General features: G+C 60.2%; 20 protein-coding genes, 1 tRNA gene and 1 pseudogene. 7 read left to right on the forward strand and 15 right to left on the reverse strand.

Translation table 11 applies throughout. The features are described 5' to 3' along the window. Together DOU54_RS28290 and DOU54_RS20085 are read right to left on the reverse strand one after the other, a co-directional pair. Positions 1–202, reverse strand: a pseudogene (locus DOU54_RS28290) (methyltransferase); the annotation flags it as partial. 6 nt (positions 203–208) lie between these two features. Further along, positions 209–439 carry a putative signal transducing protein gene (locus DOU54_RS20085; protein ID WP_004440111.1) on the reverse strand — a complete coding sequence of 77 codons (231 nt, stop codon included), beginning with the start codon at positions 437–439 and terminating at the stop codon, positions 209–211. A gap of 111 nt (positions 440–550) precedes the next feature. Between DOU54_RS20085 and DOU54_RS20090 the strand changes: the two genes are divergently transcribed. The 4 genes from DOU54_RS20090 to moaB all read left to right on the forward strand — a co-directional run bounded on the left by DOU54_RS20090 (position 551) and on the right by moaB (position 5,080). Continuing rightward, entirely contained in the window at positions 551–1,567 is a 1,017-nt protein-coding gene (locus DOU54_RS20090; RefSeq protein WP_004440110.1) for a polyprenyl synthetase family protein, read from the forward strand. Between the two features lie 142 nt (positions 1,568–1,709). After that, the gene (locus DOU54_RS20095) at positions 1,710–3,602 is read left to right on the forward strand and encodes a tetratricopeptide repeat protein (RefSeq protein ID WP_162749558.1); all 1,893 of its coding nucleotides are present in this window, start codon (positions 1,710–1,712) and stop codon (positions 3,600–3,602) included. 6 nt (positions 3,603–3,608) lie between these two features. After that, positions 3,609–4,508, forward strand: a complete 900-nt coding sequence (locus tag DOU54_RS20100; RefSeq protein WP_113380948.1) for a 4-(cytidine 5'-diphospho)-2-C-methyl-D-erythritol kinase — start codon at positions 3,609–3,611, stop codon at positions 4,506–4,508. Positions 4,509–4,534: 26 nt separating this feature from the next. Further along, the gene (gene moaB, locus DOU54_RS20105; RefSeq protein ID WP_006699469.1) at positions 4,535–5,080 is read left to right on the forward strand and encodes a molybdenum cofactor biosynthesis protein B; all 546 of its coding nucleotides are present in this window, start codon (positions 4,535–4,537) and stop codon (positions 5,078–5,080) included. 283 nt (positions 5,081–5,363) lie between these two features. Here moaB and DOU54_RS20110 read toward each other — a convergent pair whose 3' ends face one another. The 5 genes from DOU54_RS20110 to DOU54_RS20135 all read right to left on the reverse strand — a co-directional run bounded on the left by DOU54_RS20110 (position 5,364) and on the right by DOU54_RS20135 (position 10,737). Next, complete coding sequence (locus DOU54_RS20110) at positions 5,364–6,239, reverse strand: dienelactone hydrolase family protein (RefSeq protein WP_113380947.1); 876 nt, start codon at positions 6,237–6,239, stop codon at positions 5,364–5,366. 118 nt (positions 6,240–6,357) lie between these two features. Beyond that, a complete protein-coding gene (gene adhP / locus DOU54_RS20115) occupies positions 6,358–7,386 on the reverse strand; it encodes an alcohol dehydrogenase AdhP (RefSeq protein WP_113380946.1) in 1,029 nt (342 codons plus the stop codon). Between the two features lie 150 nt (positions 7,387–7,536). Beyond that, positions 7,537–7,938, reverse strand: a complete 402-nt coding sequence (locus DOU54_RS20120) for an MAPEG family protein (protein ID WP_193603441.1) — start codon at positions 7,936–7,938, stop codon at positions 7,537–7,539. A 112-nt stretch (positions 7,939–8,050) separates the two neighbouring features. Continuing rightward, complete coding sequence (guaB, locus tag DOU54_RS20125) at positions 8,051–9,556, reverse strand: IMP dehydrogenase (RefSeq protein ID WP_037090860.1); 1,506 nt, start codon at positions 9,554–9,556, stop codon at positions 8,051–8,053. 179 nt (positions 9,557–9,735) lie between these two features. Next, entirely contained in the window at positions 9,736–10,737 is a 1,002-nt protein-coding gene (locus tag DOU54_RS20135; RefSeq protein ID WP_004440094.1) for an MBL fold metallo-hydrolase, read from the reverse strand. Positions 10,738–10,946: 209 nt separating this feature from the next. Here DOU54_RS20135 and DOU54_RS20140 point away from each other — a divergent pair, with 209 nt between their 5' ends. After that, positions 10,947–12,344 carry an MDR family MFS transporter gene (locus tag DOU54_RS20140; protein ID WP_004440092.1) on the forward strand — a complete coding sequence of 466 codons (1,398 nt, stop codon included), beginning with the start codon at positions 10,947–10,949 and terminating at the stop codon, positions 12,342–12,344. On the opposite strand, the gene DOU54_RS20145 is transcribed toward DOU54_RS20140, so the two are convergent. The 3 genes from DOU54_RS20145 to DOU54_RS20155 form a co-directional block, all read right to left on the reverse strand. Beyond that, on the reverse strand, positions 12,345–13,085 hold the full coding sequence (locus DOU54_RS20145; protein WP_112555802.1) for an RlmE family RNA methyltransferase: 741 nt from the start codon (positions 13,083–13,085) through the stop codon (positions 12,345–12,347). It abuts the gene before it with no gap. Continuing rightward, a complete protein-coding gene (locus tag DOU54_RS20150; protein WP_162749557.1) occupies positions 13,082–14,713 on the reverse strand; it encodes a Ppx/GppA phosphatase family protein in 1,632 nt (543 codons plus the stop codon). The genes DOU54_RS20145 and DOU54_RS20150 overlap by 4 nt, the downstream gene beginning before the upstream one ends. Before the next feature lie 211 nt (positions 14,714–14,924). Next, a tRNA-His gene (locus tag DOU54_RS20155) sits at positions 14,925–15,001 on the reverse strand. A 314-nt stretch (positions 15,002–15,315) separates the two neighbouring features. Between DOU54_RS20155 and DOU54_RS20160 the strand changes: the two genes are divergently transcribed. Further along, positions 15,316–19,059: an ATP-binding protein gene (locus tag DOU54_RS20160; RefSeq protein WP_113380944.1), complete on the forward strand. Its 3,744-nt coding sequence runs from the start codon at positions 15,316–15,318 to the stop codon at positions 19,057–19,059. 79 nt (positions 19,060–19,138) lie between these two features. After that, positions 19,139–20,803 (forward strand): ABC transporter permease, encoded by a 1,665-nt coding sequence (locus tag DOU54_RS20165; RefSeq protein ID WP_162749556.1) that lies wholly within the window; start codon positions 19,139–19,141, stop codon positions 20,801–20,803. A gap of 304 nt (positions 20,804–21,107) precedes the next feature. On the opposite strand, the gene DOU54_RS20170 is transcribed toward DOU54_RS20165, so the two are convergent. The 5 genes from DOU54_RS20170 to DOU54_RS20190 form a co-directional block, all read right to left on the reverse strand. Further along, positions 21,108–21,920, reverse strand: coding sequence for an ABC transporter permease (locus tag DOU54_RS20170; RefSeq protein WP_113380943.1), 813 nt, complete (start codon positions 21,918–21,920; stop codon positions 21,108–21,110). A 4-nt stretch (positions 21,921–21,924) separates the two neighbouring features. Further along, positions 21,925–22,833 (reverse strand): ABC transporter permease subunit, encoded by a 909-nt coding sequence (locus tag DOU54_RS20175; protein ID WP_004440081.1) that lies wholly within the window; start codon positions 22,831–22,833, stop codon positions 21,925–21,927. Between the two features lie 11 nt (positions 22,834–22,844). Beyond that, positions 22,845–24,002 (reverse strand): ABC transporter ATP-binding protein, encoded by a 1,158-nt coding sequence (locus DOU54_RS20180; RefSeq protein WP_022555646.1) that lies wholly within the window; start codon positions 24,000–24,002, stop codon positions 22,845–22,847. Between the two features lie 134 nt (positions 24,003–24,136). Beyond that, a complete protein-coding gene (locus tag DOU54_RS20185) occupies positions 24,137–25,234 on the reverse strand; it encodes a polyamine ABC transporter substrate-binding protein (RefSeq protein ID WP_037090882.1) in 1,098 nt (365 codons plus the stop codon). A gap of 152 nt (positions 25,235–25,386) precedes the next feature. Beyond that, positions 25,387–26,802, reverse strand: coding sequence for a helix-turn-helix domain-containing protein (locus DOU54_RS20190; protein ID WP_112555808.1), 1,416 nt, complete (start codon positions 26,800–26,802; stop codon positions 25,387–25,389). Positions 26,803–26,976 lie beyond the last annotated feature (174 nt).

Here is a 26,976-nt window from a genome sequence, read left to right on the forward strand (position 1 = left end):
TTTCGAGCCGCGCCGCAACCGCCATGCCGGCGGCACCGGCACCGGCACCCAGATCGGCAATCCGGCAGGGGCGGTCATCCGCCACCAGCGAAGCCAGAAGCATGGCGTCCATGCCGGCCCGATGCCCCCTGCCCTTCGGCTGGATGATATGAAACCGGCCCCGATGAAAGGCATCGATCGTTTCGGAAATGCCGTCGTCCACCGTCGTTCAAGCCTCTTCGTTGCGCAACTCGTCGCCGAGCCCGGCATCGATGAGGATACGGCGGGCCTGAGCCGCCCGATCTTCCTCTACCAGAAACCGGCGGGGCAAAAGGCCGAGAGATCCCTCCAGAATGCTCATTGCCTGATCGGCAATGAGGCAATGGATGCCGGCATCCTTCATCAGGCTTTCGGCGAAGGAGAGCAGCACGGCATCGTTGGTACGGATCAGTTCACGCATGGATAGACCTTAAATTCCCATCTTTTTGAATGGCTAGCGGCAATTCGCCCCTTGCCGCGCAAGGCGTCAGTTTTTATTGTCGAATTCAAATTCGAACTGGAGTCCTGTCCCTTGGGCGTCGTCATACCGCTTGAAGAAAGCAAAAACAAACTCGCATCCGTCAAGCCGCTTGTCGACCTGACCCGCCCCGACATGGAACGGGTGAACCAGCTTATCCTTTCCAAGGCCGGTTCCGACGTTCAGATGATACCCGAGGTGGCCAACCACCTCATCTCGTCCGGCGGCAAGCGCCTGCGGCCGATGCTGACGCTCGCCTCGGCCTCGATGTTCGGTTATGAGGGCGACAACCACATCAAGCTCGCCACCAGCGTGGAGTTCATGCACACGGCGACGCTTCTGCATGACGACGTGGTGGATGAAAGCGATCTGCGTCGCGGAAAATCCACCGCACGCACCATCTGGGGCAACCAGGCAAGCGTTCTCGTCGGTGACTTCCTGCTTGGCCAGGCCTTCCGCATGATGGTGGATGTCGGCTCTCTCGATGCGCTCGACGTGCTCTCCACCGCCGCCTCGGTCATCGCCGAGGGTGAGGTACTGCAGCTTTCGGTCGCCAAGAACATGGAAACGACCGAGGACGATTATCTTCAGGTGATTCGCGCCAAGACGGCTGCCCTCTTCGCCGCCGCGGCCGAAGTCGGCCCCATCGTCGCCAAGACCGACAAGGCGACCCGCAGTGCACTGAAATCCTATGGCATGAATCTCGGCCTCGCCTTCCAGCTGGTCGATGACGTCTTGGACTATGGCGGCAAGTCCGCCGATCTCGGCAAGAATACCGGAGATGACTTCCGCGAGGGCAAGATCACCCTGCCGGTCATCCTGTCCTATCGCCGCGGCACGCAGGATGAGCGCGCTTTCTGGCGCAATGCCATCGAAAATGGCGAGAGCAGCGACGAGAACCTCGAAAAGGCGCTCGGCCTGATCACAAAATATAACGGCCTCGGCGATACGATAGGCCGTGCAACGCATTATGGCACCATTGCCCGCGATGCGCTTGCACCGTTGCCGCAGAGCCCCTGGAAAAATGCGCTTCTGGAAGTGATCGACTTCTGCATCGAGCGTCTGAACTGACGCCGCAGGCCAGGCGAAAGGCGGATGGAACACAGCATCCGCCCGAGGTTGCGGGCCTTGCTCTCCGCGAGGCGTGATTGTGGCCGGGGCCATAATTTCTTGCGGGGTTGCTTCAAAAAAGCCATTCTGTAGTGACCAAACAATGGAAACTGATTTTTCCGTGCTTCTGCACAAAGGCAAAGGTTCCCTCATGCGGCGTAAACCAGCACTCCGTCTTCTCTGCAGCGCGGCTCTTGCCGCCGCTCTCGCAATCGGCGCGGGTGCAAGCCCCGGCTTTGCGGAGACGAAGGCGACACCGGAAGACAAGGCCGTTACGTTCGACCCCGGCAAGGTCAACACCTTCTCCGGCGCCTTCCTCGCCGGACGCAATGCCGATGTCGATCAGGATTATCCCACCGCAATTTCGCTCTACAAGAAGGCGCTGGAATTCGACCCTGCCAACTCGGAAATCCGCCAGCGGCTGATGATCGCCGAACTTCTGAGCGGCAACTTCGAAGCCGGCGCCAAGATCGCCGATTCGATGAAGGACGATACCTCGGTGGAACGCGTCACGACCATCGTGCGTGGCCTCGACGCCATCAAGGACAAGGAATTCGCCAAGGCCGAGAAAATCCTGAAATATTCCGGCCCGAACGATCTGGACCGCATGGTCAACACGCTTCTGACCGCCTGGGCGCGCGCGGGTTCCGGCAAGCCGAAGGAGGCTCTGGCGCTCGTCAACAACATGAAGGGCCCGGGCTGGATTTCGATCTTCCAGAAATACAATGCGGCAGCCATCGCGCTTGTTTCCGGCAACACCGAGGCCGCCCGCAAGAGCCTGAACGAAGCGGTAACCGACCGCGAAGGCGGAGCGACCGCCTCCGATACCTATATGCGCGCAGTGATGGCGCTCGCAAGGCTGGAGGCTTCCGCCGGCAACAAGCAGAAAGCGCTGGATGCGATCGCGGTCGGCGACACTTTCGCGCCGAATTACGCACCGCTGAAAGCGCTCCGCCAGTCCATCGAAAAGGGTGAGAAGCCGGAGCAGCAGATCACCAATGCCGTGGAGGGCGCCGCCAGCGTCATGTTCTCCATCGCCGGTGCGTTGAACCGCGAAGGCGCCGAAGAGATCGTCACGCTTTATCTGCAGACGTCGCGCGCGCTCGATCCGAAGAGCCCGGATACGCTCATTCTTCTCGGCGGACTTGCAGAAGCCACGAAGAAGCCGGAACGTGCCATCGCCTTCTATCGTGAAGTGCCGAAGGACTCGCCGATGTATCGCATCTCCGAGCTGCAGCTCGGACTGACGCTGGCGCAGACCGAAAAGGTGGAAGAGGCGCGCAAACACCTCAAGTCTCTCCTCGAATCCGACCCCAAGGATATTCGTTCCTACCTCGCCTATGGCAGCGTGCTGTCCGATGCCAAGGACTACAAGGCCATGGCGGAGAATTACGACAAGGCCGTTGAAGTGATCGGCGCCGTGCCGCAGAAATCCGACTGGACGGTGTTTTTCCAGCGCGGCATCGCCTACGAGCGCCTGAAGCAATGGGACAAGGCCGAACCGAATTTCAAGCGGGCGCTGGAGCTCAACCCCGAGCAGCCGCAGGTTCTGAACTATCTGGGTTATTCCTGGGTGGACAAGGGCATCAATCTCGATGAAGGCATGAAGATGATCAGCCGCGCCGTCGAGCTTCGGCCGAATGACGGCTATATCGTGGATTCGCTCGGCTGGGCGCATTATCGCCTCGGCGATTTCGACGATGCCGTGACCGAACTGGAACGGGCAATCGAACTCAAGGCCGGTGATCCCACCATCAACGACCATCTGGGCGATGCCTATTGGCGCGTCGGCCGCAAGATCGAGGCGGTCTATCAGTGGAACCGCGCATTGATCGGCGACAGCGACGACGTGGACAAGGCCAAGGTGAAGGAAAAGATCGCCAACGGCCTGCCGCCAGTCGAAAAGGATGCCGAGAATACGGCCAAGAAGGACGTCGCGCCGCAGCCGCCGGCTCCTCCGGCCCCGGCGACCCCTGCTCCGGACAAGAAATCCTGACGCCGCATGGCGATGCAGGGAATTTCCGGGGCGGCCGAGACAGTCGAGGCGGCCCCGGCCAAGGTTAATCTGGCACTCCACGTCACCGGGCAGCGGGCGGATGGCTACCATCTGCTTGAATCGCTGGTGGTGTTTACCGAAGCCGGCGACACGATCCATATCCAAGACGCCGATGTCGACAGCTTCTCCATCTCAGGACCGTTTGGCGATCTTCTACACGCCGGCGACGGCGGCAATAACCTCGTCACCCGGGCCAGAGATTTACTGCGCAACGCGCTCGCATCAATGGGTCAACCAGCGCCCCCGGTCGCCATTCACCTTGAAAAGAATCTGCCCGTTGCATCAGGTATAGGGGGCGGCTCGGCGGATGCGGCGGCAACGCTGCGGGCGCTTCTGCGCCATTGGCGTGCCGGGATGACACCGGATAGGATTTCGTCCATGGCACTGACGCTCGGCGCGGACGTGCCTATGTGTCTTGAAAGCCGATCGCTGATCGCGCGCGGCATCGGCGAGGACATCGAACCGGTCAATGACCTGCCGGAACTGTTTCTGGTGCTGGCCAACCCGCTGAAAGCGGTCTCGACGCCGGAGATTTTCCGGCGATTGCAGAACAAGGCCAACCCGCCTTTGCCGACGCCAGCCAAGGTTGGCGAGGTGACAACCGGCTGGATGGATTTTCTCGCGGAAAGTCGCAACGATCTGCAACCGCCGGCCCAGGCGCTTCTGCCTGACATCGGCGAGATCATCGGGTTGCTGTCTGAGGAGGGCGCCACCCTTGTGCGCATGTCCGGTTCCGGGGCAACCTGTTTCGGGATTTTTCATTCCTTCGATGCCGCCCAAAACGCGGAAACATCGCTTCGGAAGAAGCGCCCAGGCTGGTATTTTCAGGCAACGCGGACCATTTGAGGGCCGGATATTTCGAGGACAAGGCCATGGCAGGCGATAGACCCTTCATTCCCCTTGGCATTGCGGTTCTGACCGTTTCGGACAGCCGCACGCTGGAGAATGACAAGTCCGGCGATACGCTGGTCGCAAGGCTGGAGGAGGCAGGCCACAGGCTCGCCGCCCGTGCCATCGTGCCTGACGACAAGGCGGCGATCGCAGACACGGTGCGCGAATGGACGCTCACTGACGGCGTGGATGTGGTCATCACGACAGGCGGCACCGGCTTTACCGGCCGCGATGTGACACCCGAGGCGCTGGAACCGCTGTTCGAAAAGCGCATGGACGGGTTTTCGGCGCTGTTCCATCGCATTTCCTACGACAAGATCGGCACCGCCACCATCCAGTCACGCGCGACCGGTGGTGTGACGAATGCGACCTTCATCTTCGTGCTGCCGGGATCACCGGGGGCTTGCAAGGATGCGTGGGATGGCATCCTCAAGGCGCAACTCGATTATCGTCATCTGCCGTGTAATTTCGTGGAGATCATGCCGCGGCTGGATGAGCATTTGAAGCGTGGAGCTGGTGGGGTTTAGGGCACTTGATCGAGGGTGCGTGGAGCTTTACCCCCCTCTGCCCTGCCGGGCATCTCCCCCTCAAGGGGGGAGATCGACTTGAGGCGAGGTCTCGCCCATCTTAGGGCTTGAGAATAAAGTGGCGGTAGCGCCTCTTGCAGATCTCCCCCCTTGAGGGGGAGATGCCCGGCAGGGCAGAGGGGGGTGAGCCCGACGCGCCTCGGTTCGCTCTCAATGGACAACATCCAAAAGCATTTCCGCCTCCTCCACCGGCGAGAAGAACAGCTGCCCGCTCAAAACCCAATCACCCCAGATATTTCCTGAAAAACTCCACCGTCCGCCCCCAGGCGAGATCAGCAGCCGCCTTGTCATAGCGCGCCGCGGAGGTATCGTTGTTAAAGGCATGGTTGACGCCGTCATAGACGAAAATCTCGAAGGTCTTGCCGTTCTCCTCCAGCGCCTTCTTGTAAGCATCGATGCCGGCATTGATGCGCTCGTCGAGACCGGCGTAATGCAAAAGCAGCGGTGCCTTTATGGCCGGCACATCGGCCGCCGGGACCTGCTGGCCGTAATAGGCGACACCGGCATTCAGGCCCGCCGATTTGGTGGCGAAACGATTGACCAGCCCGCCGCCCCAGCAGAAACCGATGGCGCCGACCTTGCCATTCGCCCCTTGCCTTGCCGCAAGCCAGACCCGTCCCGCTTCGGCATTGGCGACAGTTGCATCCATGTCGAGACCACTGAACATCTGCCGCGCCTTCTCCTCATCAGCGGGCGTACCACCCTGCGGCGAGAGGAAATCGACCGCGAGCGCCCGAAATCCGGCGAGCGCCACGCGTCTGGCCACATCACGGATATGGTCGTTGAGGCCGCGGTTCTCGTGAATGACGATGACGGAACCGATGGGGCCGGACGCCGATTTCGGCGTGACGAGATAACCCTTCATCTCGCCGCCGGGCGCCGGATAGGTCACGTCTTCCGCAACAATGCCAGCATCGTCAGGCGCGACGATGGCGGCGCGGGCGCTGTTGGCGGAAAGAAGGGGCGCAATTGCCGCCGCCGCCGCGCCGGAGCCGGCCAGCACGGTGAGCTTTTCCATGAATTTGCGGCGATCAAGGCTGAGATGGGTATACTCATCATAAGCGTCGATCATGGCCTGCGTAATCTTGGGCTTGTCCATCGCTCTATCCTCCTTGGACGCACGGATGCGGGAGGATAACGCAGATCTAAGGGCGGGGAATAATGCAGTCGGAAGGGGCGCCACACATTTGCGTGAGCGCCGCTTCCGGATTTTCACATCAGGCGGCGAGGTCCACGACGATACGGCCGTCGATCTTGCCCTCTTCCATGCGGTGGAAGATATCGTTGATGTTTTCGAGCTTATCCCACGAGAAGTGAGCAGCCACCTTGCCTTCGCCGGCGAAGGTCAGCGCCTCCTCCAGATCCTGTCGTGTGCCGACGATGGAGCCGCGCACCGTGATGCGCTTCAGCACCGTGTCGAATACCGGAATGGAGATGAAGCCCGGCGGCAGGCCGACAAGCGCCATGGTGCCCTTGGAGCGCAGGAAGCCATAGGCCTGTTCCATGGCCTTCGGCGATACCGCCGTCACCAGCGCACCATGGACACCGCCGGTCGCCTTCTGCACCTGCTCCACGGCGTCTGGCGCACGGCCGTTGACGACGACATCGGCGCCGAGTTTTTTGGCAAGCGCCAGCTTGTCATCGAAGATATCGGCGGCAACAACATGCATGCCCATGGCCTTGGCATATTGCACGGCCATATGGCCAAGCCCGCCAATGCCCGAGATGACCACCCATTCACCGGGCCTGACTTCGGTTTCCTTCAGACCCTTGTAGACGGTGACGCCGGCGCAAAGGACAGGTGCGGCCGGGCCGAAGTCGAGATTATCCGGCAGGCGGCCGACGAATTTCGGATCGGCAAGACCATATTCGGCGAAGCTGCCGTTGACGGAATAACCGGAATTCTTCTGGCTCGGGCATAGCGTTTCCCAGCCCGTACGGCAGGGGACGCAGCATCCGCAGGCCGTATAAAGCCAGGGCGTGCCGGCGCGATCACCTTCCTTGATGCCCGTGACGCCAGCGCCGATCTTTGCGACATAACCGACACCTTCGTGGCCGGGGATGAAAGGCGGATTGGGTTTGACCGGCCAGTCGCCGGTTGCGGCGTGCAGGTCGGTGTGGCAAATGCCCGTCGCCTTGTAGTTGATGAGAATTTCACCGGGGCCGGGATCCGGTATCGCCACTTCCTCGATGGTCAGCGGTTTTCCAAATGCGCGGACGACTGCCGCTTTCATTGTCTTAGCCATGACATACTCCCTAATCTCTGCTCGCCTGAAATCCTCGACGGCGAGGCAGAGATTAACGGGGATGGGGCATCATGGAATTGACCCATCGCAAATCGCACCATTTTGCAGGCCGGGATTGTCTCACTTATGAAGCAACCTCACGGTGCTGATTTACTCCAGCGCCAACCATATGGCGAGCCATCCCCACAGGCAGACGACCAGCGCAAAACCAATACCAAACAATGCGCCGCGCTGACGCAGGCGGTTGCTGGTCACGTGGAAATAGGAATGAGCATAACGCGAAAGCACAAAAAGCCATGCCAGGACAACGGTCACGATATTGTCCGCATCCGTGATGTAGAGCAGCAGGCAGGCGATGTGGAACAGGACCGGCACTTCGAACTGGTTGGCGATGTTGCGGTTCACCAGACGGCTTTCGCGTGCCTCCTCGCCGTGATCCCGGAGGCGGATCGCCGATTCGCGATCCTTGAATGCATATTTGTTGCGCCGAACGATCAGAAGCGCATAAAGCCAGAAGACCAGAACGACATGGGCGATCATCGGCCAGAACATTGCGGTCGTGGGTGACATGCTTTTCTCCAATCATGAAAACGCTCCCCGATCCGGCATGAATCGGGGAGCGCCAAATAACTAGCCTATCTTTTTACGGATTCGGCTCGAAAGATCAAACCGCACCGGGGTAGTTCGGGCTTTCGCGGGTGATTGTCACGTCATGGGCGTGGCTTTCACGCAGGCCAGCGCTGGAAATACGCACGAAAGTGGCGCGTTCCTGGAATTCCTTGATGTTGCTGCCGCCAACATAACCCATGGCAGCCTTCAGGCCGCCGGCCAGCTGGTGCAGAACGCCGGAGACCGGGCCCTTATAGGGAACCTGGCCTTCAATGCCTTCAGGCACGAGCTTCAGTGTGTCGCGCACTTCAGCCTGGAAATAACGGTCGGCAGAACCACGCGCCATGGCGCCAACGGAGCCCATGCCGCGATAGGCCTTGAAGGACCGGCCCTGATACAGGAATACTTCGCCCGGGCTTTCATCCGTGCCGGCAAGCAGCGATCCGATCATGACGGCCGAGGCGCCGGCGGCGATCGCCTTGGCCAGATCGCCCGAAAACTTGATGCCGCCATCGGCGATGACGGGGATATCAGCCGCGTTGGCGACTTCAACCGACGACATGATCGCGGCAAGCTGCGGCACGCCGACGCCGGCGACGATGCGGGTGGTGCAGATGGAGCCGGGGCCGATACCGACCTTGACGGCGTCCGCGCCGGCATCGATCAGAGCCTTGGTGCCGTCGGCAGTGGCGACATTACCGGCGATGATGCGAACCGAGTTCGACATCTTCTTGACCTGAGAGACGGCATCCAGCACGCGCTGCGAATGGCCGTGCGCGGTATCGACAACCAGAAGGTCGACGCCGGCATCTATGAGGCGCTCGGCGCGCTCGATGGCGTCAGCACCAACGCTGATGGCGGCAGCGGCGCGAAGGCGGCCCTGCGCATCCTTGGTGGCATTGGGGTTCAGCTGCGACTTCTCGATATCCTTGACGGTGATGAGGCCGACGCAATTGCCCTTGGCGTCCACCACGAGCAGCTTTTCAATGCGGTGCTTGTGCAAGAGGCGGCGTGCTTCCTGCTGATCAACGCTGCTTTCCTTGACCGTGACCAGGTTTTCGCGGGTCATCAGTTCGTAAATCTTCTGCTGCGGATCGGAGGCGAAGCGCACGTCGCGGTTGGTCAGAATGCCGACCAGACGGCCGTTCTTGTGGCCGCCGGAACCGCCGTTTTCAACCACCGGAATACCCGAAATGCCATGCGCCTTCATCAACGCCTGGGCTTCGGCAAGCGTCGCATCCGGGCCGATGGTGACCGGGTTGACGACCATGCCGCTTTCGAACTTCTTCACCTGCCGGACTTCTTCGGCCTGTTCGATGGGGGTCAGGTTGCGGTGGATGACGCCGATGCCGCCGGCCTGGGCCATGGCAATGGCGAGGCGACCTTCGGTGACCGTATCCATGGCGGAGGAGAGGATAGGCAGGTTGAGATCGATATCGCGGGCGATGCGGGTGGCGATATTCGTCTGTCCCGGCATGACTTCGGAATGTCCGGGCTGCAGCAACACATCGTCAAATGTGAGAGCGTCCAAACCAGTGGGTGTTTGAATGATGCGTGCCATGACCAAATTCCTTCATACTGAAAATGCGTGGCCGCTCCGGAACGAAAAGTTCACCCCGGCGCCGTGCAAGGATTGCTTGGAAGTTGGCGAGGGCTGGTAACACGTTCATGACAGGAAGGGAATAGAAAAAACCCGGAATCGGCTTCCGGGCTTTTCCTGTTGCTGCATTGCAGCAGATATCAGATATCAAACTGGTAAGATTTCGGCACGAAACGATAGCCCGTATCCAGCTTCTCTGCGTAACCGACAGACGGGAAAGGCATATGGTAGCCGAGGAAGGGCAGCCGGTCGGTGGCAATCATGTCGAAGACCTTCTTGCGGGTCGCAGCGGCTGCCGTCTTGTCCATGTCGAACTTAACTTCCCAGTCAGGTCTCTGCAGCGACAGCACGAAATGATTGGCCGTATCCGCCGTCAGGATCAGCTGCTTGCCTTCCGATTCGACACGGAAAATCATGTGCCCCGGCGAATGGCCGAAGGCTGCTATGCCTGTGATGCCAGACACCACATCTTGACCGTCGCCGATGAAGGTCGCCTTTTCGGCCAGCGGCTTCACGTTGGCGAGAACACCCTTGTGACCGCCCTCTGCCGGCGTGCCGACGCGCTTTTCATCCGTCCAGAAATCATATTCCGTCTGGCCGAAAACATAACGTGCCTTGGAAAAGGCCGGCGCGCCCTTCTCCATCAGGCCGCCGATATGGTCGCCATGCATGTGGGTCAGCACCACCACTGTCACATCTTCAGGTGCGTAACCGGCGGCTGCCATGCCCTCGATCAGGCGACCATTGCCCGCACCGCGCCCGGCCTCACCGAAACCGGTGTCGAACAGCACGAGGTCGGACCCTGTATTGACGAGGACGGGGGAGAAGGAATTGACGAACTGGTCCGTCGGCAGAAAATTGTCTTCCAGCAATTTACCGACCGTCTCGGCCGACTGGTCTGTGCCGAAGGTCTCGCCGGGATTGGGGGCCGCGCGCGCGCCATCCTTCACCACCAGCACTTCGAAATTACCGAGCTTGAAGCGGTTGGTTTCGGGCGGCATGGCGTGCTCTATCTCCATCGAGGTCTGCGGCTGGTTGGTCTGGGCATTTGCGCTGCGCGCCATCAAAAACGGCGCGCCGAGAACGCTTGCGCCGGCCGCACCGATCAGGCCGCGTCTGCTCATGTTCAGGGATTGGGTCATCATCTTGTCTCCGATATCGCCAACTGGCCGTGATTGCCAACTGAACTCACCCAACGGACAATAGAGCGAGAAAGTTGCAAGGAAACCGGCCTCACGCAGGTTTGATCGGAACATCAGAAATTGGTAATTAACGTGTTGGCAAGCCCGCCTATCAGGCGTAGGACGGACGGCGATATCCCTTGTCGCAGCGGAAAGCCGCAGGCAGCCTCATGAACCGCATCATTCCCCTCATCCTGGCAGTCGCTCTTTTTATGGAGCAGATGGACTCCACCGTCATCGCCACCTCGCTTCCGGCAATTGCCGCAGATCTCCACGTCGGCCCGATTACGCTCAAGCTGGCTTTAACGGCCTACATGGTGGCTCTGGCGATCTTCATTCCGATCAGCGGCTGGATGGCCGACAAATACGGCGCGAAGAAAATCTTCCGTTTTGCCATTGGCGTCTTCGTCGTGGGGTCGATCTGCTGCGCGGTCTCGTCGTCGGTGTTCGAATTCGTACTCTCGCGTTTCCTGCAGGGTATGGGCGGAGCGATGATGACACCCGTGGGCCGCCTTGTGCTTTTGCGCACGACAAAGCGCAGCGAACTCGTCTCCGCCATGGCGCTGCTGACAATACCGGGGCTCGTGGGGCCGCTGACCGGTCCGCCCATCGGCGGTTTCATCACCACCTATTTTTCATGGCACTGGATCTTCCTGATCAATGTGCCGATCGGCATCATCGGCATCTGGCTTTCGACGATCTTCCTGCCGGAAATCGAAACCACCAACCCGCCGCCAATGGACGGAAAGGGTTTCGTGCTGTCCGGCATCGCCGCCTCCGGCGTGGTGTTCGGCCTCTCCGTCGTCAGCCTGCCTGCGCTCCCGCCAGCCATCGGCATCGCGTCGACCATCATCGGTTTCATCTGCGGTTTTCTTTATATGCGCCACGCTGCGCACCACCCCGCCCCCATTCTGGACTTTCGAATTTTCCAGAACGCGACCTTCCGGGCAGCCTCCGTTGGCGGCACCATCTTCCGCATCTCCACGGGCGCCATTCCCTTCCTGATGCCGCTGATGCTGCAGATCGGTTTCGGATTGAACCCGTTCCAGTCGGGCATGATAACTTTCGCCGGCGCCATCGGGGCGATCACCACCAAGTTCATGGCCAAGCGGGTGTTTGCGGCGACCGGATTTCGCTCGACGCTGATCGGCGCGGGCATCGTCGGCGCGTTCACGACGCTCGCCAACAGTTTCTTCACGCCTGAAACGCCATACCCGTTGATCATGATCTTTCTTGTGACGGCCGGATTTGCCCGGTCCTTCTTCTTTACCGGATCGAACGCGCTCAGCTATTCCGATATCGAGGACAGTCAGGCGAGCCAGGCAACGTCCATGGCCTCCGTGCTGCAACAAATCAGCCTGGCGCTCGGCGTTGCATTCGCCGCTTCCATTCTGGAAGTCAGCAGCATGATGTCGGGCACGCATCTGCAGCTCGCCGATTTCCACATCGCCTTCACCATCGTCGCGCTGGTATCGCTCTTCGCCATCGTGCCGATCATCCGCATGGACGCACAGGCGGGTGCGGCCGTTTCCGGCCACCGCGGCAAGGTCTCGCAACCGGCAGAGTAATCAGTCTTTCGAGGCCTCTTCGGCTTCAGATGCACCCGCCGCCTCGGTCTTGCGGCCCTTGAAGTGTTTGGCAAGCAGGAACATTTCCACCGATTCCGAGCGTGACGACGCTGGCTTGATGTGGAGAACCTGCTTGAAGTTCTTCTTCAGCATATCCAGCAGCTGCTTTTCCGTGCCGCCCTGGAAGGTCTTGGCAAGGAAATGGCCACCTTCCGCAAGCACCTGAACGGCAAAATCGGCCGCGACTTCGCACAGATGCATGGTGCGGATGTGGTCGGTTTTCTGGTGCCCGGTGGTGGGTGCTGCCATGTCCGACAAAACAAGATCGGGCGTGCCACCAACGGCCTCCATCAGCTTTTCCGGCGCGCTCGGGTCGAGGAAGTCGAGCTGCAGAATTTTCACGCCGGGAATGGGATCGATCTCGAGGAAATCGATCGCTGCAACGCGGATATCGTCCTCGGTCGAATCCGTCACCTTGGCGGCGATCTGCGACCAGCTTCCGGGGGCGGCGCCAAGGTCGATGATGCGGGTTGCCCCTTTCAAGATCTGGTGCTTGTCGTTGATTTCCAACAGCTTGAAGGCGGCGCGGGCGCGATAGCCTTCCAGCTTGGCGCGCTGCACATAGGGGTCATTGATATGACGTTCGAGCCAGCGGCGCGACGAGGCCTTGAGCTTGGTCTTCTTGACCTTCTGGCCGATCTTGCGGCCGGTGCGATTGGTGCTTGTTGGCGCCTTGCTCATGTCAAACCTTCCGTCCTGTCCTGCCGTACCATCTGCATGCGCCTTATGCGGTTGCGCCGCCATGCGCCGTCATCCGCCATCATATCCGTCAGCAGGCCTTCGCGCAGACCGCGATCCGCCACGCGCATTCGGCGCGCCGGCCAGCGGCGGCGAATGGCCTCGAGAATCGCGCAGCCGGCGAGAACCAGATCGGCCCGGTCGGGCCCGATGCAGGCATTGGCGGCGCGGCCGGCGAAATCCCATGCCAGCAACTTGTCCTGCATCGCCGTCACCTCGGCATCGGAAAGCCAGAGACCATCCACCTTGCGGCGATCATATCGCGGCAGATCGAGATGAACGCCCGCGAGCGTCGTCACCGTGCCTGATGTGCCGATGAGGTGAAAATCCTCGTGATGCGTTTGCGGCGCGAGCGGCGGGCAATGGAAGGCGTCGAGCAGGCCTTCGACTTCCCGCACCATCGCGGCAAAAACGTCGGGCGTCACATCACGGCCGCCATGGCGTTCGGAAAGCGTGACGACGCCGACGGGCAGCGAGGTCCAGTGGGTGATGTGGTTGGCAAGCCGGTTCGAGCGATTCTCCCCGACCTTGATGACGGCGATCTCCGACGATCCGCCGCCGATATCGAACAGCACGACGGAACGCGCTTCACGGCCGACGAGGGAGGCGCAGCCCGAAACCGCAAGGCGGGCTTCCGTCTCGCGGCTGATGATTTCGAGTTTAAGCCCCGTTTCCCGCGTAACACGCGCCAGAAACTCCTCGCCATTCGACGCAGCGCGGCAAGCCTCGGTGGCGATGAGCCGCATGCGCCGGATCGGGCGGCCGGAGAGTTTTGCGGCGCAGACCTTGAGTGCTTCAACCGCGCGGTCCATCGCATCATCGGAAAGCCGGCCGCTCGATACCAGCCCTTCACCCAGCCGCACGATGCGCGAAAACGCATCGACCACCCGGAACTGGCCGGGCCGCGTCGGCTGCGCAATCAGCAGGCGGCAATTGTTGGTGCCGAGATCAAGCGCGGCATACATATCCGCCGGCGCGTCCGGGCCATGCTCGTGCTGCCGCCCTGGGTGACGGGCTGATGTTTCCGATTGCTGCCGATGCTGGTCCTGAACGGAGCCGCCGGCGCGACCGTTCTGCTTGCCAACGTGTTTCGGTGCATGGCTGGGGACAAGCGGGCGGCCCTGCGGATCACGTCCGCGCGGATCGCGATGCCCGCGTTTGCGGTTACGCGACTTTCGCCCGCCACCGGGTGGTACGGAGGATGGATTGGCCGGGTCAATTGCAGCTGAAGCCTGCACCTGTACAGGGGAAGCCGCAGATGCAGGCTGAGACGCACCCTTGCCTCGAGAACGCCTGCGACGTTTTCTCTTGCGCGGCTCAGCATCCGGCTCGAGCGCCGATACATAGGAGGAACCGGCCGGAACATCCGCGGCAACATCATGCAACAACACAGAGGCGTCACGGGGCTTACCGTCACGCTTGTGTTTCTTGCCACGACGGGAACGCTTCGCTTTCCCTTTGTTTGCCACCGACGCCCCTTGTTCCGACGGCTTTGGGCCGTTTCCGGGGTCGATCACTGTCTTGTCCATTTCGCCGCGCACAAGCGTAGACGCTATGCTGCAGGCTTTCATAAGGTTTCGTTGGGCAGACAATACCAGCGCAAGAGATTTTAGCCAAATGGTTTTTGCCGGACTGAAACCGCAGGGCCCCTGACACGACCCGCGCGCCGTGTGACCGCAAAGATTATTTTCCGGGAAAACGGGATATCTGACCAGCGGTGGAAGAGACTTTCCCCTCTCCCGGTAAGTCCTTGTGACATATAAACTTACTGGGAGAGGGGAATGGTACGGTTGAGTGGGGTCGAACCACCGACCTCAGGTGCCACAAACCTGCGCTCTAACCAACTGAGCTACAACCGCACATCAAACGCCAAAGCGGCGCCACGGGGGGTCACATAAAAGGTGTTTTTCCCATTTGCAAGTCCCTATCCGAATTTTGCGAAAAAAGGCAGCGAAAGGCAAGCGCTTTTCCAGCGCGGGCTGACACCGGAAAGCCGGCATTGAGGCTGTTGATGTTAACTCTATTTGGCGATTCATAAGCCGGGCGGTGGACCCGGCGACCCTGTGAAGTTATTTAAAATTCTGTTAACGTGATGCCTCGGCGGGTTTACGTTTCGGTTTCATGAGGAAGCCGGGAGCCCGCAAGGTCCGGTAGTGCCAGAATAGGTTTCGACATGCCCGCCGTCCAGTATCCCTTTATCGATATCGCAGTGCATGAACGGGTGCGTGAAGGTTTCGGGCGCGGTGAAGCGATGGCTTTGTTCTCGCTCGATCTTGGACATGTTCTATGGGCCAATGGACGCGGCGCTGCCCTGTTTGGCACGCCGATGGTTTATGACTTTCTGGAACAGGGGCCGAAGCGGCAGGATGTGACATTCCGCCAACTGGCGGCCACGGCGGCGCGGCTTTCAAAGACCGGCGACAGCCTGCCCTTCACGATCCGCATCACCTCCGGTTTCCGCAGCATTGCCGCGACTGCGCGCGCGGAGATCATTGAGGCCGAGCCCGGCCAAACCGCGATACTCTTTTCTGCCCGCGCCGATCAGGCCGAGCCCGACATGGCGGAATGCGCCCGGCGCATGATCGAAGGCTTCGACGACCCCGATATCCATATGGCAGTCACCGATGGCGACAACCGGGTCGTTGCCGCCTCGCCCGGCTTCTCTACACTCGGCATCACCCCGCATACGGCCAGAACACTGGTTGGAATGGCGGCGCGCCAATCGGGGCATCTCGTCAAACGCCCGGTACCCACCGGAAAGGGTTATCTGCCCGCAGCCGCCGGCCAAATCACCACCACGCCCGAACTCAACCTGATCTTCGTGGTCGAAACCGCACTGGGCACACTCGACCCCGATGGTTTTGCCGAGGACAAGCCGCAGGACGTCCCGGTCGCCGAGCCTGCGTCCCCGGTTGCAGAGACGGCGCCTGTTGTCGCAACGGCCGCCTCTTTCGACGCCGTTCTCGATGCTGTAGCAGACATCGAAGAGGTGGAAGACCCGCAGGAGCAGCCGTCCGACGCGGAGGAAGAAGCGGTATCCGGACAGGATGAAGACAGGCTTATGCCCTTTGCGGAAGAGAAGCCGGAGGCCCCCGCAGCGCTTTTCACGCAGGACGCCGATGCGGCTGCGGACGTGGCGATGACTGACGACATTGCCGATCTTTTTGAACTGGATGAGGATGAGGCGGAGGCGCCCTTCACCAAGAAGACGGACGACGAACCCGCCGAAGAGGCTCTCGATGCGGAGAGTTTCGTCGCAAAGGACGAGATAACCGAAAACGCGGCATCCCCGGTTGCGCCACCGGCGGACGAGGATGCTGCAATTGAGACCGCAGCAGTCGAACAGGCCCAGCCTTTTGCCTTCAACGCCGGCGCCCGCGCATCCCGTTTCGTCTGGAAAATCGACGCTGAAGGACGGTTCAGCTCCATCTCTCATGAATTTGCCGAGGCCGTGGGTGCCAGGGCGGCTGCGGTGGAAGGCATGGGTTTTGCCGACGTTGCGGCCCTGTTCAATCTCGATCCCGACGGCAAGATCCGTGAGCTTCTCGGCCGCCGCGACACGTGGTCGGGCAAGACAATCCATTGGCCGGTGGAAGGCACATCGCTGATGGTGCCGATCGATCTCGCCGCCCTGCCTACCTATACCCGCTCACGGGAATTTGACGGTTTTCGCGGTTTCGGCATCGTGCGCCTGGCCGACGCCACAGAGGACCCGCACGCCATCGGCCTTACCTTCTTGAAGGGCGAAGAGTCTGATCCGGCGGAGGCTTCTCCGGAGCCAACCGTCGACAGCACGAGCCATGAATTGCTGGCCTTCATCGATGAGGATGACGATGCGGAGGACACTCCCGGATCGGCTACTGACGATGAAATCCCGGCCGCGGAGGTCGGAGCGGCAGACGATGCAGCGGACGACGTTTCGACCGACGAACAACATCATGATTACACCCCGCCCGAATTCGAAGCCCCGGCAACTGCACCGGAACCGTCTTCCTCCGACAAGATCGTTCGTCTAGAAGAGCGCCGTTCGCGCTCCCGCGAAGGCCTGACCGCCGGTGAGCAGGCCGCCTTCCGCGAAATCGGCCGCGCCCTGGCGCCAGCGGATACTGCTTTCGAAGACGGCCGGGAAACGGATGCGGAAACCGTTTCCATCGATTTGGACACGCATGATATCCAACAGGACGTGGATGCGGATGCGCCTGACAGCGCACCTTCCGAGACTGACCTCAAGGCCACGGCGCCAGCGCAGGACGACGATCTTTTTGCCGACTATGTTCGGGGTGAACAGCCTGCGGCCGTCAGCGAACCCGTAGCGGAAAGCGGTTCGGACGAAATGCAGCAGCAGGCCATCGCCGAAGAGCGGCCGGTTGCCGAAGTCGCGGCAGCAATGGTCAGTCCTGTACCTCGCCCCGCCGACGCGCTGACGGCCGAGACGCTGGACCAGATGCCCGTTGCCCTTCTCGTGCATGCCGGCGACAGGCTGATCCACGCCAATCCGGATTTCCTGCGGCTGACGGGCTATGACTCTCTGGCCGAACTCGAAGAAGTGGGTGGGCTGGAAGCCCTGCTGCAGAGGCAGGAGCTCGAAGACATGCCTGACAATGAAGGCGGCATGGTGGTTGTCAGCGCCGAAAACGATATCATTCCTGTCAGAGCGCGGCTGCAATCCATCCGCTGGGAAGAGACGAAGGCGCTGATGCTTTCTCTCGTTCCGCTGGAAGAAAAAGCAGCGCCGGTTGCCGCCGCCAATGAAAACACTGCGGCGCAGAGCGCGCAAGCCGGCAGCATTTCCCTGCTTCAGGGCGAAGTCGAGGAACTGCACTCCATTCTTGAAACGGCCACTGACGGCGTGGTGCTTTTGGGCGACGAAGGCGAAATCCGCTCCCTCAACCGCTCGGCCAGCGCGCTGTTCAACTATGACAATGGCGAAATTGCCGGCAAGCCTTTCGTCACGCTCTTTGCCCATGAGAGCCAGCGCGCCGTGCTGGACTATCTCTCCGGCCTCGCCAATAACGGTGTTGCGAGCGTGCTGAACGATGGCCGCGAAGTGATCGGCCGCGAAGCGTCCGGCGGTTTCCTGCCGCTGTTCATGACCATCGGGCGGCTCAAATCCTCACATGGCTATTGCGCCGTAATCCGCGACATCACCCAGTGGAAGCGCACCGAAGAAGAACTGCGCAACGCCAAGCGCGCGGCGGAAACCGCCAATGCCCACAAGACCGACTTCCTGGCGCGCGTCAGCCACGAAATCCGCACGCCGCTCAACGCCATCATCGGCTTTGCGGACATGATGGCGACCGAACGTTTCGGGCCGATCGGCCATCCGCGTTATGTGGAATACGCCAATGATATCGGCCGTTCCGGCCGCCATGTGCTCGATATCGTCAATGATCTCCTCGATATATCCAAGATCGAGGCGGGGCAGATGGATGTCGACTTCATCGCCGTCCCGCTCAACGAAACGGTGGCCGAAGCGGTCTCGCTGGTGCAGCCGCAGGCAAACAACCAGCGCGTCATCATCCGCACGGCGCTTGCGCAATCCGTGCCGCAGATCGTCGCCGACCTGCGATCGATCAAGCAGATCGTGCTCAACATCCTGTCGAACGCCATTCGCTTCACCCCGTCAGGCGGGCAGATCGTTGTATCCACCGCCTATGAGGCCAATGGCAGCGTGTCGCTTCGCATCCGCGACACCGGTATCGGCATGACGCGGGCGGAACTGGAACAGGCGATGAAGCCGTTCCGGCAGGTGGCTTCTTCCGGCAAACGTGTACGCGGTGACGGCACCGGGCTCGGCCTGCCGTTGACCAAGGCCATGGTGGACGCCAACCGGGCGAATTTCTCCATCACCTCGACACCCAACGAAGGCACGCTGGTGGAAATCACCTTTCCGTCACAGCGGGTCCTTGCCAACTGAGGTCATGCGGGCGTAGCAATGCGAAAGCCGCCGGCTGGAGAACCAGCCGGTCAAGGCCTATGCAGGACAGCAGGCTCGCATGCCCATGACGGTTCCCCTTCCCGCGACAAAACGCGTTTCTCTATTGCCGATTGCGGCCATCATTGTTTCGGCCATCGCCGCCATGCCAGTTCTGGCGATCTTCTGGCTGGCGCTGACCGGCAGCACGGAGGGGTGGCGACATCTTCTCGTCAACGTCCTGCCGCGAGCCGGATTTCGTACGTTCATACTGCTCGGAGCAACGGCAGCGACGACCGCTTTCTTCGGCATTGTCTGCGCCTGGCTTGTCACCACGTTCGAGTTTCCGCTGCGGCGGCTGCTGTCGGCGGCGCTCGTCCTGCCGCTCGCCATTCCATCTTATCTCGCCGCTTATGCGTTCGGTGAGTTTCTCGACTTTACCGGGCCCGTGCAGAGCTTATTGCGTGCTGCTTTCGGCTATCACAGCATACGCGACTACTGGTTTCCTGATATCCGTTCCCTCGGCGGTGCGGTCATCGTCCTGAGCTCGGTGCTCTATCCCTATGTCTATCTCTCGGCCCGTGCCGCCTTTTCCATGCAGGGGCGTTTTGCAGCCGAAGCCGCACGCACGCTCGGCGCAAAGCCTCTCAACGTGTTCTTCTCCGTACAATTGCCCATGGCGCGACCGGCGATTGCCATCGGGCTTTCTCTGGTCTTGATGGAGACCCTCAACGATATCGGCGCGGTCGAATATCTCGGCGTGCAGACGCTGACCTTCACCATTTACGAGACCTGGCTCAACCGCGGCAATCTCGCCAATGCAACGCAGATCGCCGCCGTCATCCTCATCATCGTCGGCGCGCTCATCGTAATCGAACGCAACGCCCGGGAAAAACAGCGCTTCGGCGCACCCAAGGCGACAAACATGACGCAGCGCCATCGGCTGAAGTCGCTGACCGGCTGGCGGCGCGGCGCGGCAACTGTTTTCTGCTTCCTGCCCGTGACGAGTGGCTTTGTCATTCCCGTCATCGTGCTGGGTGGTTACGCGGCCAAACGGTTCGATGCGCTGCTTGCGCCGAAGCTTCTCAAGGCACTAGGGCACAGCCTCGAAGTTTCCTTTGCCGCGGCCCTGGTAACGCTGGTTGCGGCTTTCGTCTTTTCATACGCAATCCGCACGGGGCGGTCACGAACCTCGAAGTTTGCCGCCCGCTTCGGCTCCATGGGATATGGGGTGCCGGGAACGGTGCTCGCCATCGGCGTGCTCATTCCACTCGCGGCTCTCGACAACGGGGTGGACGGGTTCTTCCGTACACATTTCGGCTTTTCCACCGGCCTGCTGCTCTCCGGCACCGCCTTTGCCATCATCTATGCGCACGCCGTGCGTTTCATGACCATGGCGGAAGGCACGCTGGACGCCGGTTTCCAGAAGCTTTCGCCGCATATCGACATGGCTTCGCGAACGCTTGGGCGGAGCCGGGCGCAGACGCTGTTCAGGGTGCTGTTGCCCAATATGCGGCCCGCGGCGTTGACCGCTTTCCTTTTGGTCCTGATCGAATCCATGAAGGAGTTGCCGGCAACCATCCTGCTGAGACCCTTCGGTTTCAATACGCTTGCCACGCTTGTTTACGAGAATGCCTCACGCTCCAAGGTGCAGGATGCCGCCGTACCGGCGATCATCATCATCATCGCCGGGCTTGTCCCCGTCCTTCTCGTTTCCAGGTCGATGGATCATCCTGAAAACCGATGAGCGTCCCGCCACAAAAAAAGAAAGGCGGCCTTGCGGCCGCCTGGATAAGGTGTGCTTTTCAACGAGAGAAAGGGGGACAATCTCGCCAGATGGAAATTATCAATCCCGGCCATCAGTCATATGACGACCCTGCGTTGGGTTTACTTTCCGCCAACTCCCATTAACAAGCAGTTAAAACCAAAATCGATCAATCACCGACGAAAATTCCTATTCTGGAACCGTAAAGCCCCGAAACTAAATTACAGGTTTCTGATTTTATTGGCGTTTCAACAGTAACGCGAAAAAATCGTAGAGTTCTCTCCGGTCAGTTTCGCGCCGCGGCGTGTTCATCGCGCATCCGCTGCAACTCCGTGCGCTTCGAGGCGATTGAGGCGACGATGACGCCGACGGTCACAAGCCCGATCAGGATGGTGCAGATGGCATTGATTTCCGGGGTCACGCCGAGGCGAACCTGCGAATAGATCTTGATCGGCAGCGTCGTCGCACCCGGTCCGGTGGCGAAGCTGGCAATGACGAGATCATCGAGCGACAGGGTAAAGGCCAGCATCCAGCCGGCAATAACGGCGGGAAAGATCAGCGGCAGGGTGATACGGAAGAAGGTCTTGACCGGTGGGCAGCCAAGATCAAGCGCGGCTTCCTCGAGACTTCGATCAAAGGTCAAAAGACGCGACTGCACCACAATCGCCACATAACACATGGTAAAAGTGGTGTGCGCAATGACCACCGTCCAGAAACCGCGATCCACTCCGACGGCCACGAAGAGCAGCAGCAGCGACAGGCCGGTAATCACCTCCGGCATGACGAGCGGGGCATAGATCATGCCGGAAAACAGCACCCGGCCCGGAAAACGCGCAAAGCGCGTCAACGAGAGCGCCGCGAGTGTCCCGAGGATGGTGCCGATGGTGGCGCTGAGGATACCCACGCGCAGCGTCACCCAGGCGGCATCCATCAACCCTTCATTCGACCACATGGACCTGTACCATTGCAGCGAGAAGCCGCCCCAGACGGTGACAAGCTTGGAAGCATTGAAGGAATAAACGATCAGGATGATGATCGGTATGTAAAGAAAGGCAAAACCGAGTGTGAGGACGGTGACGTCAAATTTTCCGCGCTTCATGGCCTCACCCCACCTTCTTTTGCTGGTTCTGGAAGATGGCGATAGGCACGACCAGCAACAGCAGAAGCAGCACGGCAACGGCTGATGCCAGCGGCCAGTCGCGGTTGCCGAAGAATTCCGTCCAGAGCGTCTTGCCGATCATCAGCGTCTGTGCGCCGCCGAGCAGATCGGGGATGACGAATTCACCTGTTATCGGGATGAAGCAGATCATCGAGCCGGCCACGACACCCGGCAGGGAGAGCGGGAACGTAATCTTCCAGAAGGCTTTCCAAGGCGGGCAACCCAGATCGGCGGCCGCTTCCAGCAGCGTATTGTCGAGCTTTTCCAGCGCGGAATAAAGCGGCAGTACCATGAAGGGCAAGTAGGAATAAACGATACCGATGAAGATCGCGGTTTCGGTGCGGAAGATGTTGACCTGCTGGTCCGGCCCGAGCAATCCGAGCCACTGGAACAGCACCGTCAGCAGGCCTTCCGGCTTCAGAATCCCGATCCAGGCGTAAACGCGGATCAGGAACGAAGTCCAGAACGGCAGGATCACCAGCATAACCAGCGTCGGCCGCACGGAAGACGGCGCGCGGGCCATGGCCAGCGCCATGGGATAACCGATCAGCAAAAGCAGGAAGGTGGAAATGAAGGCGATGCGCAACGACGACAGATAGGCGTCGATGTAGAGCGGGTCTTCCGTCAGGAAGAGGTAATTTTCGAAATCCAGCTGCGAAAAGAAATCACCGAGCCTCGAGAAGCCTTCGAAGACAGGGGTATAGGGCGGCATGGAGATCGCCGTATCCGACAGCGAGATTTTGAAGATGATGAAAAAGGGGGCCGCAAAAAACAGCAGCAGCCAGAAATAGGGAACCGCGACGACCAGCCAGCGCCAGGGGCTTTGCCGGTTTTCGGGAGTGGTGATCGCCATCGAAGCCTCCCTCAGCGCGTCAGGACGAGGCCGGAGTCCGGCTTCCAGTTTAGCCACACCATATCGCCGAAGGTAATCGGGCGATCCACGAGACGCGAGACATTTGCCTGTGCGGCGCGGATGACGCGGCCATCGGCAAGCTTGACGATGAAGACCGAGAAGTCGCCCAGATAGCCGATATCCCATACCTCGCCATAGGCGGAGTTAATGCTGCTATCGGCAGGCTGATCGAGCGAGATGCGCACCTTCTCCGGCCGGATGGCGAAAGCCACCTGGCTACCGGCGGCAGCGGCACATTCCTGCTCAACCGCCACCTTCAGCCCGTCGCAATCCAGTGTCACGAGGCCGGGCCTGCCGATATCGGAAGCATTGGCGACGACATTGGCGTCGAAAATATTGATGTCACCGATAAAATCGGCCACGTAGCGGCTGTTCGGCGCTTCATATATCTCGGCGGGCGTCGCCACCTGCACGACAATGCCCTTGTCCATGACGGCGATGCGGTCCGACACCGTCATCGCCTCTTCCTGATCGTGGGTGACGATGAGGAAGGTGAGACCGAGATTGGTCTGGATATCCATCAGTTCGAATTGCGTTTCCTCACGCAGCTTCTTATCGAGCGCGCCGAGCGGCTCATCGAGGAGAAGCACCTTCGGCCGCTTGGCAAGCGATCGGGCAAGCGCCACGCGCTGCCGCTGCCCGCCTGAAAGCTGGCTCGGCTTGCGTTTGGCGAATTCCGTGAGCTTGACGAGGCGCAACATTTCCTCGACCCGGGCGACGATGTCCGCCTTGGGCAGGCCATCCTGCTCCAGACCGAAAGCGACGTTCTTTTCTACCGACATATGCGGGAAAAGCGCATAGGACTGGAACATCATGTTGGTGGGCCGCTTATAGGGCGGAACGCCGGAAATATCCTTGCCCTGCAGCAGGATGCGGCCCTCGGTCGGCTCCTCGAAACCAGCCAGCATGCGCATCAGCGTGGTCTTGCCGCAGCCCGACGGACCAAGCAGCGAGAAGAACTCACGCTCGTAAATATCGAGCGTCAGATTGTTGACGGCGACGAAATCGCCAAAACGTTTGGTGACGTTTTCAAAGCGGATGAAGGGCACCGCATCGGGATTGTCCCAGGGGCTAAATTTGCGTTTGACCGGCCCTAGAGTTTTCGCCATTCACCCTACCCTCAAATCCCGTTGGTCTGTCGATCGATGCTTCGGGGCGGGCAATACCGGCAGGTAACGGACCTGCCGGCAAAGTATCAGAGGAACAGGCCCGCCGGCCGTTCCTCAACCAGCGGGCGGAGGTGTCAGCTGCCGGTCTTTATCTGCGTCCAGACGCGGTTCAGCACGCGCTGTTCCTTGGGTCCGTAAGGCGAGATCGTGAAGAGCTTCTTCATCGTCTCGGCATCGGGATAGACCGCCGGGTTCTTGGCAACAGACTCATCCATCAGCGCCTGCGAAGCAAGGTTGCCATTGGCGTACTGAACGTAGTTCGACGCCTTGGCGATGACTTCCGGCCGCATCAGATAGTTGATGAAGGCGTGCGCTTCTTCGACATTCTTGGCATCCGCCGGGATGGCAAGGTTGTCGAACCACATGTAGGTGCCTTCCTTCGGGATGACATAATTCACCTCGACGCCATTCTTGGCTTCCTCGGCGCGGCTCTTCGCCTGGAGGATGTCGCCCGACCAGCCGATGGTGATGCAGCTGTCGCCATTCGCCAGTTCATCGATATAGGCGGAGGAGTTGAAGGTCTTCACATAGGGGCGGATCTTCATGTAGACATCGCCGCCCGCCTCGAGATCGGCGGTTTCTTTGCTGTCCGGGTTCTTGCCGAGATAATTCATGGCAATGGCGAAGGTCTCATCCGAGGCATCGAGAATATTGATGCCGCAGGATTTCAGCTTTTCAGCATTTTCCGGCTTGAACAGAATATCCCAGCTATCGACCGGAACATCGCCCAGCGCAGCCTTCACCTTGGCGACGTTATAACCGATGCCGGTGGTGCCCCACATGTAGTTCACGGCATATTCGTTGCCGGGGTCGTATTTCGCCAGACGCTCGGAAACCTCGGGCCACATGTTTTTCAGATTCGGCAACTTGGACTTGTCAAGTTTCTGGAACACGCCGGCATTGATCTGGCGGGCGAGAAAGGGGCCGGTGGGCACGACGACATCATATCCGGAGCTGCCGGCCAGCAGCTTCGTTTCCACAAGTTCATTGCTGTCGAAAACGTCATAGACGACCTTGATGCCGGTTTCCTTGGTGAAATCGGCGAGGATCGATTCGTCGATATAATCCGACCAGTTATAGACGTGGACGACCTTTTCCTGGGCCATTGCCGAGCCTGCTGCAACGAGCGCGGTGGTGAGAGCCAAGGTCAGGCGGAGAGAACGGTTTTTCATGATGTCTCCTGTTAACGCATCCTCACGACGGGAGCGTGATCCCCTTTTTTCGGAGAGACTAGAAAGGAAAACAGAAGGGAGCAAGGGGGAAATGTGCAGCACAGCATTTTCAACCAAATGTGTTCCGGTCGCAAAAAAGCGAATGAAAACACCTACTGGAAGTCGAAAACACTGAGGCCGGTGACCATTTCATCCAGCCCCAGCGGCCGCGTGAGCGGCGCTTCCGCCCGCGAAAGACAGCCCTGTCTTTCGCACAGCCGGCACGAAGGACCGACGGCGACGGGCGCAGCGCCCGAAGCGGCCGGGCCATAGACGGTCTCTGCCGCCTGAGCGAAATCGCAGCCAAGAAGCACCGCCGTTCGCCGCACCCTCTCGCCGAAACCAGCCTGCGGACCTTCTAGCGTGCGCGACACCGTGAGGAAAGCATCCCCGTCGGGCATCTCGACCGCTTCCACGAGCACTTGTCCCGGCTGGGCGAAAGCCGCATGAATATTGAGACGCGGACAGAGGCCGCCAAAACGCGCCCTTGGAAAACCGCCGGCCCCCGCAAGGCGAAAACGGTTACCGGCATTGTCGATTTCCATCAGGAAAAACGGGATCGCCGCGGCTGACGGCCGCTGCAGGCTGACGATGCGATTGGCCGCCTGTTCAAACGATACGTTGAAGCGCGACCGCAAGACTTCGAGATCGTACTTCGCCCGCTGGGCGGCGCCGAGGAATGCGCCATAGGGCATCATCAACGCATGAGCGGCGTAACGCGCCAGTTCGAAGCGGGCAATGCGTCTCGCCTCTTCCCCTTTCAGGCCAAGCCCTTCAAGCTCCGTACCGATTTCTTCGCGCAGCGCCAGAAGGCAGGTCTCCATCGCCATTTCCCTCAGCTGATCCGGCTGCGACAGGCGCTCGGATAAAAAGAGCCGCATGGAATGCCGGTCGTAACGTCGCCGGAGGTTCGGCATAGCGTGAACCGGCAGGGTGCGGACCACGATGCCGTGGTTTTTCTGGAGCCATGCGCGAACGCCGGAGGCGAGATCATCGCCCGTCGACAAATGTTTGTGGAGGTCTTCCGCAGCCGCATCGATGGAATGGAAGTAGGCCGGGCGGTTTTCAAAGACGTGTCGCACCTCGTCGATCGGCAGGCGGGTGGAGGAAAGCATCGTTTCATGACCCTCCCGCGCCAGAAGATCGGAGAGATCGGAGAGGCGCTGCGCCTGTTCCCGGTAAGCCCGGTATAGCTTGAGAACACCACTTGCCGCATTGGGCGCGGCATCGGCGACCTCAATCAGTTCCTGCGGCGACGGCACTTCGCCGACCAGCAGCGGATCGGCGAAGACCTCGCGCAGCTGCCCGGCGGAACCGGCGCTTTCGCCCTGCAGGTCATCCAGATCGACCTTGTACACAGAGGCGAGCTTCAAAAGCAGCTGCACCGTCAGCGGCCGCTGGTTGCGCTCGATGAGATTGAGATAGGACGGCGAAATCGCCAGCGCCTCGGCCATGGCCGTCTGCGTCAGCGCGAGACCGTTGCGAATGCGGCGCACGCGCGGGCCCGCAAAAATCTTGTTTTCCGACACAGCCTTTCCCCTCCACCCCCGTCAACACATACAATTCTATTACAAATCGACGGATTATACTCTTTTACAAAATTTACATTTTTACAGCGTCATTCTGTCATGCACACTACAGGATAACCTCTTTCAAGTCACTGTTTTTATGTTTGTTCTGGCGATCAAATCTCGAAAAATGTA

This window comes from Agrobacterium sp. MS2 (assembly GCF_003261015.1).
Taxonomy (GTDB): Bacteria; Pseudomonadota; Alphaproteobacteria; order Rhizobiales; family Rhizobiaceae; genus Agrobacterium; species Agrobacterium pusense.

Bases quoted from the DNA above. Each gene is read 5' to 3' on its own strand.
- DOU54_RS20085 (WP_004440111.1), bottom strand. From the start codon at position 439: ATGCGTGAACTGATCCGTACCAACGATGCCGTGCTGCTCTCCTTCGCC.
- DOU54_RS20095 (WP_162749558.1), top strand. From the start codon at position 1,710: ATGGAAACTGATTTTTCCGTGCTTCTGCACAAAGGCAAAGGTTCCCTC.
- DOU54_RS20100 (WP_113380948.1), top strand. From the start codon at position 3,609: ATGGCGATGCAGGGAATTTCCGGGGCGGCCGAGACAGTCGAGGCGGCC.
- moaB (WP_006699469.1), top strand. From the start codon at position 4,535: ATGGCAGGCGATAGACCCTTCATTCCCCTTGGCATTGCGGTTCTGACC.
- DOU54_RS20110 (WP_113380947.1), bottom strand. From the start codon at position 6,239: ATGGACAAGCCCAAGATTACGCAGGCCATGATCGACGCTTATGATGAG.
- adhP (WP_113380946.1), bottom strand. From the start codon at position 7,386: ATGGCTAAGACAATGAAAGCGGCAGTCGTCCGCGCATTTGGAAAACCG.
- DOU54_RS20120 (WP_193603441.1), bottom strand. From the start codon at position 7,938: ATGTTCTGGCCGATGATCGCCCATGTCGTTCTGGTCTTCTGGCTTTAT.
- guaB (WP_037090860.1), bottom strand. From the start codon at position 9,556: ATGGCACGCATCATTCAAACACCCACTGGTTTGGACGCTCTCACATTT.
- DOU54_RS20135 (WP_004440094.1), bottom strand. From the start codon at position 10,737: ATGACCCAATCCCTGAACATGAGCAGACGCGGCCTGATCGGTGCGGCC.
- DOU54_RS20140 (WP_004440092.1), top strand. From the start codon at position 10,947: ATGAACCGCATCATTCCCCTCATCCTGGCAGTCGCTCTTTTTATGGAG.
- DOU54_RS20145 (WP_112555802.1), bottom strand. From the start codon at position 13,085: ATGAGCAAGGCGCCAACAAGCACCAATCGCACCGGCCGCAAGATCGGC.
- DOU54_RS20150 (WP_162749557.1), bottom strand. From the start codon at position 14,713: ATGAAAGCCTGCAGCATAGCGTCTACGCTTGTGCGCGGCGAAATGGAC.
- DOU54_RS20160 (WP_113380944.1), top strand. From the start codon at position 15,316: ATGCCCGCCGTCCAGTATCCCTTTATCGATATCGCAGTGCATGAACGG.
- DOU54_RS20165 (WP_162749556.1), top strand. From the start codon at position 19,139: ATGCCCATGACGGTTCCCCTTCCCGCGACAAAACGCGTTTCTCTATTG.
- DOU54_RS20170 (WP_113380943.1), bottom strand. From the start codon at position 21,920: ATGAAGCGCGGAAAATTTGACGTCACCGTCCTCACACTCGGTTTTGCC.
- DOU54_RS20175 (WP_004440081.1), bottom strand. From the start codon at position 22,833: ATGGCGATCACCACTCCCGAAAACCGGCAAAGCCCCTGGCGCTGGCTG.
- DOU54_RS20180 (WP_022555646.1), bottom strand. From the start codon at position 24,002: ATGGCGAAAACTCTAGGGCCGGTCAAACGCAAATTTAGCCCCTGGGAC.
- DOU54_RS20185 (WP_037090882.1), bottom strand. From the start codon at position 25,234: ATGAAAAACCGTTCTCTCCGCCTGACCTTGGCTCTCACCACCGCGCTC.